Here is a 7907-nt window from a genome sequence, read left to right as displayed (position 1 = left end):
GAGAATCCAGGTGAAGAGACAGGAAAACCGGGTGAAGAAATAGAGAAACCAGGTGAAGAGACAGGAACATCAGGTGAAGAAACAGAGAAGCCAGGTGAAGAGACAGGAACATCAGGTGAAGAAACAGAGAAGCCAGGTGGAGAGACAGGAACACCAAGTGAAGGAATGGAAAACGTAGATAAAGAAAAACCTACCTTACCAGAAAAAGGACAAGGTGCGTCTCATGCACAACTTCCAGCTACAGGACATGATATGAATTATCTACCATTCATTGGTTTTGCTCTTGTTTTATTAGGAATACGTCTTAGATTTATGATTAAAAATAGTTAATAGTTTTATAAAAGGCATAAGAGAAATGTTATCTCTTATGCCTTTTAGTTTTGTTGTTTAAGCTTCAATAACCTTAAGCATTCGATTTAAAAATGCGGCTGCTTCAGCACGTGTTGCTGTGCCTTTTGGTACGAATTCATTTCGTTCGTTACCTTTTACGATTCCGTATGCGTAAACATTTTGTAATGCCTTTTTATCGTATGCTAAATCTTGGTCAGTGAATGGTAATTTCACTTCTTTTCTATAAATCCAGTTATATTCTAATGCACGGTCAATCATAATAACAGCTTCATCACGCTTTATTGTAGCGGTTGGATCAAATTTATTATTCCCACGGCCACTAATGATACCTGCGCTAGCAGCACGATTAATTCCATCTACTAAAGATGGGTGTGCTTCGTTTAAGTCTGTAAATTTAGCGTTTCCAGCAGGTAAATTTAAAGCTCGCGACATTAAATTTGCAAACTCAGCTCGTGTCACGAGGCGGTTTGGCCAGTAAGAACCATTGCCGTCACCGAACATGATTTTTCTAGCAGCTAATTGACGAATGTCTTGCTCATACCAACCACCTGTAATGTCGTCTTTTTCATGAGGGACTTCTGGCGGCGGCATAACATCTTTACGATGTTCATTATAGTAAGCGTTCGTGCCCTTTAAGAAAGCATCCCATTGTCCGCGCTGAATCATAAATGCAGGGCAGTTTTTTCCGCTCCAAAATTGATGCTTTTGAACGTGATCTAGAGATATGTTTAATTCATTCATTAAAAAAGCAGCTAACTTGCGCGCATTTTCTACCGCTTTCGTATAATTTCCATCACTATTCACAGCAATTTCAATTCCGATAGATTCATAGTTTCCAGTTTTATTTCCGGCATGCCACCCAACTTCATTTAGCGGAAGATGTTGATAAATTTCTTTGTCATCTACTGTAAAATGCCAAGACGCTGAACGATCAGTATTTCCGCGAGCTTGATTATCTAAGTACTTCGCATGGTTTAAAGCGTTCGCACCTTTACTTGTATTAGCAGTTTCATGAATTGTAATGTATTTCGGTTCCATTGCGTAGCCAGGACGAATATTTTCATTCCCTTTTGGAACAATCATTTCTTTAAATGTAACACCATAAACGTTATTTGTAGGTAAATGAGATGGTGTTTTGAAGAAAGTTGCGCTTCTCTTTTCGACAGCACTTGTTTTTTCAAATAATGATGCTTTCGTACCGTCGAATGTAGCTGAAGGAGCATAAATCCATTTCTCAGTTCCGTTCATTTGAATGTTAAACCAATTCCCAGCTTGTTCAGTAGGAGTTACTGTTTGTGGCTGTAATTTCGTTTCTTCTTTAAACGATTGGAAAGGGAAGGAATATACTGATGCTTCTTCTGTTACAATTAGTTTTTGATTCGAGAGTTTATGAATCTCTTGTACTTCTAAACTATTATTTCCCTTATTAACCCAGCCAGCACCAGATGTAGTTTGAACGTAATAGGCATTATTTTTTTTCTTTGTTGCCTTTACTACTGGTTCAGTAATTTCAATATTTGTTTTCGTTTTTAAGTCATTTGAATCGTATAGTGGAAGTTTTGTTGATAAGTGGAGAAGATATTCACCTGAGATTTCAAGGTCGTTTTCTTCGTCATGTCTATGCTGTTTTGCATGTTCTTCAATGCTTTTTAAAGCTTGCTCATCCGTAGACAATTCCGCAGTTTTCTCTATGCTTTCCGCGAATGAATGGATAGGTGCTACAAACGTTTGTAATGCTAAAGATAGTGCTAAAATATTGTAAAGCTTTTTTTTCATAGTTGTTTTAACACGTGATAGTCTTTATGTCGTGTTAAGAGTCCTCCTTTATATGTATTTAAATTAGTAGCAAGTACTAATACGTTCTAGATTGTAACAAGAGTATATTCTAATGTCTATACAACTAGAGAAAGTTCATTAAAAATCAATATTCAGTTTGTTTTAAATAGGATATGAAAATAAGGTAAAACCTTCTGTATTGACCTGCAAACGCCCTTCAAGTAAACTAAAGAGAGTTTGCAAATGAAAAGGTGATAATGTTGTTAATTTCAATTAAAACGTTACAAGATGATCGTTTTTTACGTCCGCTACAAAATATTGGCGGCTTATTTTTTGAAGATAGTACGATTGGATTTGAACAAGAGGAAGCAAATCTTATCGTTGATATACACATTGAAGAGAATGTGAAAGCATCAGCTCGTTTAACAGATGTTGCGACTGGAAATGTGTATGAAGAAACATTCGCAAAAGATTTATCTGCTTTTACAGATGAAAAAGAGCGTATGAAGCAAGTGAAGCACGTTGTTTCTTATGTATATCTTTCTGTTCTTCAGCAGTTAACTGGTATTGAACAAAGCTGGGGTATTTTAACTGGAGTTCGTCCAACGAAACTTCTTCATAAAATGCTTCAAAATGGTATGTCAAAAGAAGAAGCACACCAAGAACTTCGTGAAAGTTATTTAATTCATGAAGAGAAAATTGAACTTCTTCAACGTATCGTTGATTGCCAATTAGCGGTAGTTCCGGATTTATATCGTTTGAAAGAGGAAGTAAGTATTTATATCGGTATTCCATTCTGCCCAACAAAATGTGCATATTGTACATTCCCGGCGTATGCAATTAACGGACGCCAAGGTTCTGTTGATTCATTCTTAGGTGGTTTACATTATGAAGTTCGTGAAATTGGTAAGTTTTTAAAAGAAAAAGGTGTAAAAGTTACAACGATTTATTACGGCGGCGGTACACCGACAAGTATTACAGCAGAAGAGATGGATATGCTGTATGAAGAAATGTATGAAGCGTTCCCAGATGTGAAAAATGTGCGTGAAGTAACAGTTGAGGCAGGTCGCCCAGATACAATTACGCCAGCGAAGCTAGAAGTGTTAAATAAATGGAACATTGACCGTATTAGTATTAATCCGCAGTCATACCACCAAGAAACATTAAAAGCAATTGGACGTCATCATACTGTAGAAGAAACAATTGAGAAGTATCATTTAGCTCGTGAAATGGGAATGAACAATATTAATATGGATTTAATTATTGGTCTTCCTGGTGAAGGGTTAGATATTTTCAAGCACACGTTAGATGAAACAGAAAAGTTAATGCCAGAGTCATTAACAGTTCATACGTTATCATTTAAACGTGCTTCTGAAATGACGCAAAACAAACGTAAATATAAAGTAGCAGGTCGCGAAGAAATTACAGCGATGATGCACGAAGCAGAAGAGTGGACGCAAAAGCATAATTACGTACCATATTACCTATATCGTCAAAAGAATATTTTAGGTAATTTAGAGAACGTTGGTTATGCAATGCCGACGCAAGAAAGTATTTACAACATTGTCATTATGGAAGAAGTACAATCAATTATCGGACTTGGTTGTGGTGCATCAAGTAAATTTGTTCACCCGAAAACGGGAGCAATTACGCACTTTGCGAATCCGAAAGATCCAAAATCATATAACGATGGCTTCGTAAAATATACAGAAGATAAACTGAAAATTTTAGAAGAGCTATTTGCATAAAAAGAAAGAGGTTATTCCGAGTCGGAATAACCTCTTTTTTTATTGTCAGTTTTTGTCGGTAAGTCGATATATTTGAAAAATCGCTGATATAATTCAAGTTGCGTCGATATATCCGGAAAATCGCCGATATAATTTCACTTACCGCCAAAAGCGGAACTGTTTGTAAAACTATGTCGATAATAATCAGAAAAATTAGTCAAATCATTAAAGGACAATGTCTACTTATGGACGAAATGATAGATTTATGAAAGAGAAAAGGGGGAAATTGTTGGCATGTACATGACGATAGGGAGAATTTTCGATTTATCTGTTGGTAAGTATCCGAATAAAGAGGCATTAGTGGAACCAGAAAAAAATATTCGCTGGACGTATAAACAGTGGGATGAGCAAATAAATAAAACGGCGCATGCTCTATTAGAAGAAGGGGTAAGAAAGGGCGATACGGTATCTGTTTACTTATATAATTGCCGTGAATTTGTAAACGTTTACTTAGCCTGTGCAAAAATTGGAGCGATCTTTAACCCGATCAATTTCCGCTTAAAAGCAAAAGAAGTATCTTATATTCTCCAGGACGCATCCTCGAAAGTAGTTGTTTTTGAAAAAGCAGTTGAGCCAACCGTGGCTATCATTGAACGAGATTTTCCGAATTCGTCTTTTTGGTATGTAGAAGACGATACACCTTCTTATGCTAGCTCCTACCATGAAAAAGTAAATGAAGCATCTTCCAAAAAAGTAGATATTGAAATTGGTGAAATGGATTATTGTTCTATGCTGTATACGAGCGGTACGACAGGTCATCCGAAAGGTGTATTACATCGTCATCGCGAAATGGCTGAGCATAGTATGATTTGTACGTATTTCCTAAAATATAATCGAGATAGTATTGGGCTTGTTGTAGCACCGTTATATCATTGCGGGGAGTTGAATGCTGGAATTATACCGCGCATTCAAGTTGGTGGAAAGAATGTTATTTTACATCATTTTGACACAGAAACAGTATTACATACAATTCAAGAAGAGAAGATTACGACGTTTTTTGCAGCGCCGACGATGTGGAATATGCTGTTGCAAAAAGATTTAGCGAAGTACGATTTAACTTCGATGAAGATTGGTATATATGGCGGGGCTGCGATGGCTCCAGCGTTAGTGAAGGAATGTAAAGAACGTCTTTATATTGATCTTGTACAAATTTATGGAATGACAGAAATGGGACCTGTTGTTGCGTTTCTCGTAGAAGAGGATCAAATTACGAAAGCAGGTTCAGCAGGAACACCGTGCTTTAGTCATGAAATTCGAATTGTGAAACCGAATGAAGATGTACCAGCAGAACCAAATGATGTATTGCCTCCTTATGAAGTAGGGGAGATTATTTTACGTGGTCCAACTATGATGGCTGGTTATCATAACCGAGAAGAGGCAAATGCAAAATCGATGTATAAAGGGTGGTATCACTCTGGTGATTTAGGTTACTTCGATAAAGACGGCTATTTATTCGTCGCAGATCGCGTGGATGATATGGTGATTAGTGGCGGCGTTAATATTTATCCACGTGAAATTGAAGATTTCCTTCATAGTCATCCTGGTATATTAGATGTTGCCGTGCTTGGTGAGCCGGATGAATTATGGGGAGAACGTGTTGTGGCAGTTGTTGTGAAGAAAGATGAAACAATTACAGAAGCTGATTTAGAAACGTATTGTAAAGAAAGTGATGAATTAGCAGATTATAAACGTCCACGTCATTATTTATTTGTGGATGAACTTCCTCGTAATGCAAGTGGGAAATTACAAAAATTTGTCCTGAGAGAGTCGTTGAAAGGCGCCAAAAAGTAAGCGGTAGAGCGGTTGTCTATACAGATAAAGCTACCTTTTCTAATACGAAAAGGTAGCTTTATTTTTTTTAAAACGATTAAAAAAATGGTATCTATCTTCTAGTTAAATTCTCTTTTATTATTATGTTAAAATACTTTTTATAGCATTGCGCTTTGATAAAAAATGCCGTATATTCCGTTTTAAATAAGGATTTAGTACAGTGTTTAGGTGAGTTTTATAGATGTTGAAATAATAATTTTAGTAAGAGTGGAATAAAGCTATGAGAGGAGAATTATCGCTGAAAGATAAAGAAAGTCAGTCGTCAGATGACCTCATGAATAAAATGGTCATTTAGTATATTTTGGCAGCATGAATATAGTAACAAATTAATATGTAAATGAACAGTCTTGTAATGTATTTTTATTGGGACTAGTATTTATTGTTGGCTGCCCGAAAAAAGTAAAAATAACGCAATATAAGTTAATGAATTGTGCTGTTTATTACTTTATGTGTAGAACTAACGATGGTTTGATGCTGCAAATAATCTTTAGTCCGTACCCCCTTAGTTTAAGGGGTATTTTGGGTGGAATGGGTCTCATGGCAAAAAAGATTAACAATTAATATTGGAGGTTTTATGAGTAAATATTTAAAAAGAATATCTGTGATTTGTTTTATTTTTACGGTTCTTATTGGACAAATTTTTATGCCTATTATAGGGCATGCTCAAGAATTAAATACGACAGGATTTGTGGATAGTTTTTCATTTGAAAAGACGAAATTAAATTATGGAGAAAAGAATACGATACATGTAAACTTTAGTGAAAAGCCTGGAAAGAAGATGAAATCTGGGGATACATTAACGTTAGCACTTCCACCAGAATTAAAAGGTTATAGTGGCACAATTCCATTAAAGGATGATTCAGGGCGTATTTTTGGTACGTGCCAGATTAATGCAAGTAATGTAGTTTGTACATTTAATGATACGGTAGAAAAGCTTGAAAATATTAGAGGGAACTTTAATTTCACTGTTCAAGGTACGAATGTTGAAGCCGGAAAGACGAAAGATGTACAAACGAATTTAGGGACAGATTTAGAAAAACAAATGGTAAGTATTACGCATCCAAAAGGAGAAGGTACAGAACCGGGGATCTTTTTCTATAAGTCTGGTGATATTCAGCCAGACAAAAGTAATGAAGTGCGTTGGTTTTTAAATATAAATTTAAAGAAACAATATTTACATGACAACATCGTTTTAAAAGATACGTTACAAGAAGGACAAACACTAAATAAAGATAGCTTTACCATCACTATCAATAATAAAGAATATTTGTCTCTTAAACAATTTCAAGACCGAGGTTATGGATACATTAAGCTTATTAGTGATAACTCATTTGAAGTTGTAATTTATAGGCATATGGCGAACGCTACGTCGTTTACCGTTTTCTATACATCAACGATTACTGATAGCGGGAAAAAGTTGAAATATCTACAGAATGACTACAAGCTTGATTATCAAATTTTATATGAGAAACCTAGTACTGAATCTAATAGTGTAAAGGTTGAAAATATATCATTTGGCGGCGGGGCTGAAGGGGTTTTACCTGCGAAAGGAACGCTGCAAATTGTAAAACATATTGAAGGAGACGAGAAAAAGTTTATTCCAGGTGTTTCTTTTAAATTGTTTACAGAGTCAGGACAGCAAATTGGTGATTCCTATACAACAAATCAAGACGGAATAGTTGAAGCACCAAACCTTACTCCAGGTAATTATTACGTACAAGAAATATCTGCTCCGAACTATGTAGAGTTTGATTCACAAGCGAAAATTCCTTTCACAATTAAGACGGATGCTACAAATGGAATAAAACTTATGGTTCCAAATAAGTTAAAAACTACATCTGTTGCAGGAACGAAAACGTGGGAAGGCGATAAAGTAAACGATCGCCCAAAAACGATTAAAGTAGATTTACTGCAAAATGGTAAAGTCATTGCAACGAAAGAAGTTACGGCAGAAAATGATTGGAAATATGAGTTTGGAAAGTTACCAGCAGTTGATAGTGAAGGAAAAGCTCATACGTATGAAGTGAAAGAACAACCAGTATCAGGATATCAGTCGAAAGTGAACGGATATGATATAACAAATATAAAGATACAGGAAGCAATAGAAGTAGAAGAGCAAAATAAAGAAGAAACAACAGAAGAACTAGAAGACTTAGAAAAACC

At 35.7% G+C, this 7907-nt stretch carries 5 protein-coding genes; 4 read left to right on the top strand and 1 reads right to left on the bottom strand.

Features of this window, described 5'->3' with window-relative positions; all coding sequences use genetic code 11:
• Positions 1 to 330 (top strand): LPXTG cell wall anchor domain-containing protein (locus MR083_RS25685; protein WP_242270043.1); only part of this gene is annotated, 330 nt, incomplete at its 5' end.
• A 57-nt stretch (positions 331 to 387) separates the two neighbouring features.
• Here MR083_RS25685 and MR083_RS25680 read toward each other — a convergent pair.
• Entirely contained in the window at positions 388 to 2127 is a 1740-nt protein-coding gene (locus MR083_RS25680) for an S-layer homology domain-containing protein (RefSeq protein WP_000728367.1), read from the bottom strand.
• A 257-nt stretch (positions 2128 to 2384) separates the two neighbouring features.
• Here MR083_RS25680 and MR083_RS25675 point away from each other — a divergent pair, with 257 nt between their 5' ends.
• The 3 genes from MR083_RS25675 to MR083_RS25665 form a co-directional block, all read left to right on the top strand.
• The gene (locus MR083_RS25675; RefSeq protein ID WP_001998823.1) at positions 2385 to 3875 is read left to right on the top strand and encodes a coproporphyrinogen III oxidase; all 1491 of its coding nucleotides are present in this window, start codon (positions 2385 to 2387) and stop codon (positions 3873 to 3875) included.
• Positions 3876 to 4148: 273 nt separating this feature from the next.
• A complete protein-coding gene (locus MR083_RS25670) occupies positions 4149 to 5705 on the top strand; it encodes a fatty acid--CoA ligase (RefSeq protein ID WP_242270042.1) in 1557 nt (518 codons plus the stop codon).
• 613 nt (positions 5706 to 6318) lie between these two features.
• Positions 6319 to 7907: Cna B-type domain-containing protein (locus MR083_RS25665; protein WP_242270044.1), on the top strand; the 1589-nt coding region annotated here is incomplete at its 3' end.

Origin of the sequence: Bacillus cereus group sp. BfR-BA-01408 (assembly GCF_022663305.1) — a bacterium.
Classification (GTDB): domain Bacteria; phylum Bacillota; class Bacilli; order Bacillales; family Bacillaceae_G; genus Bacillus_A; species Bacillus_A pacificus.
The sequence above is the reverse complement of the archived record's forward strand: the minus strand, read 5'-3'. Positions and strand labels throughout refer to the sequence as shown.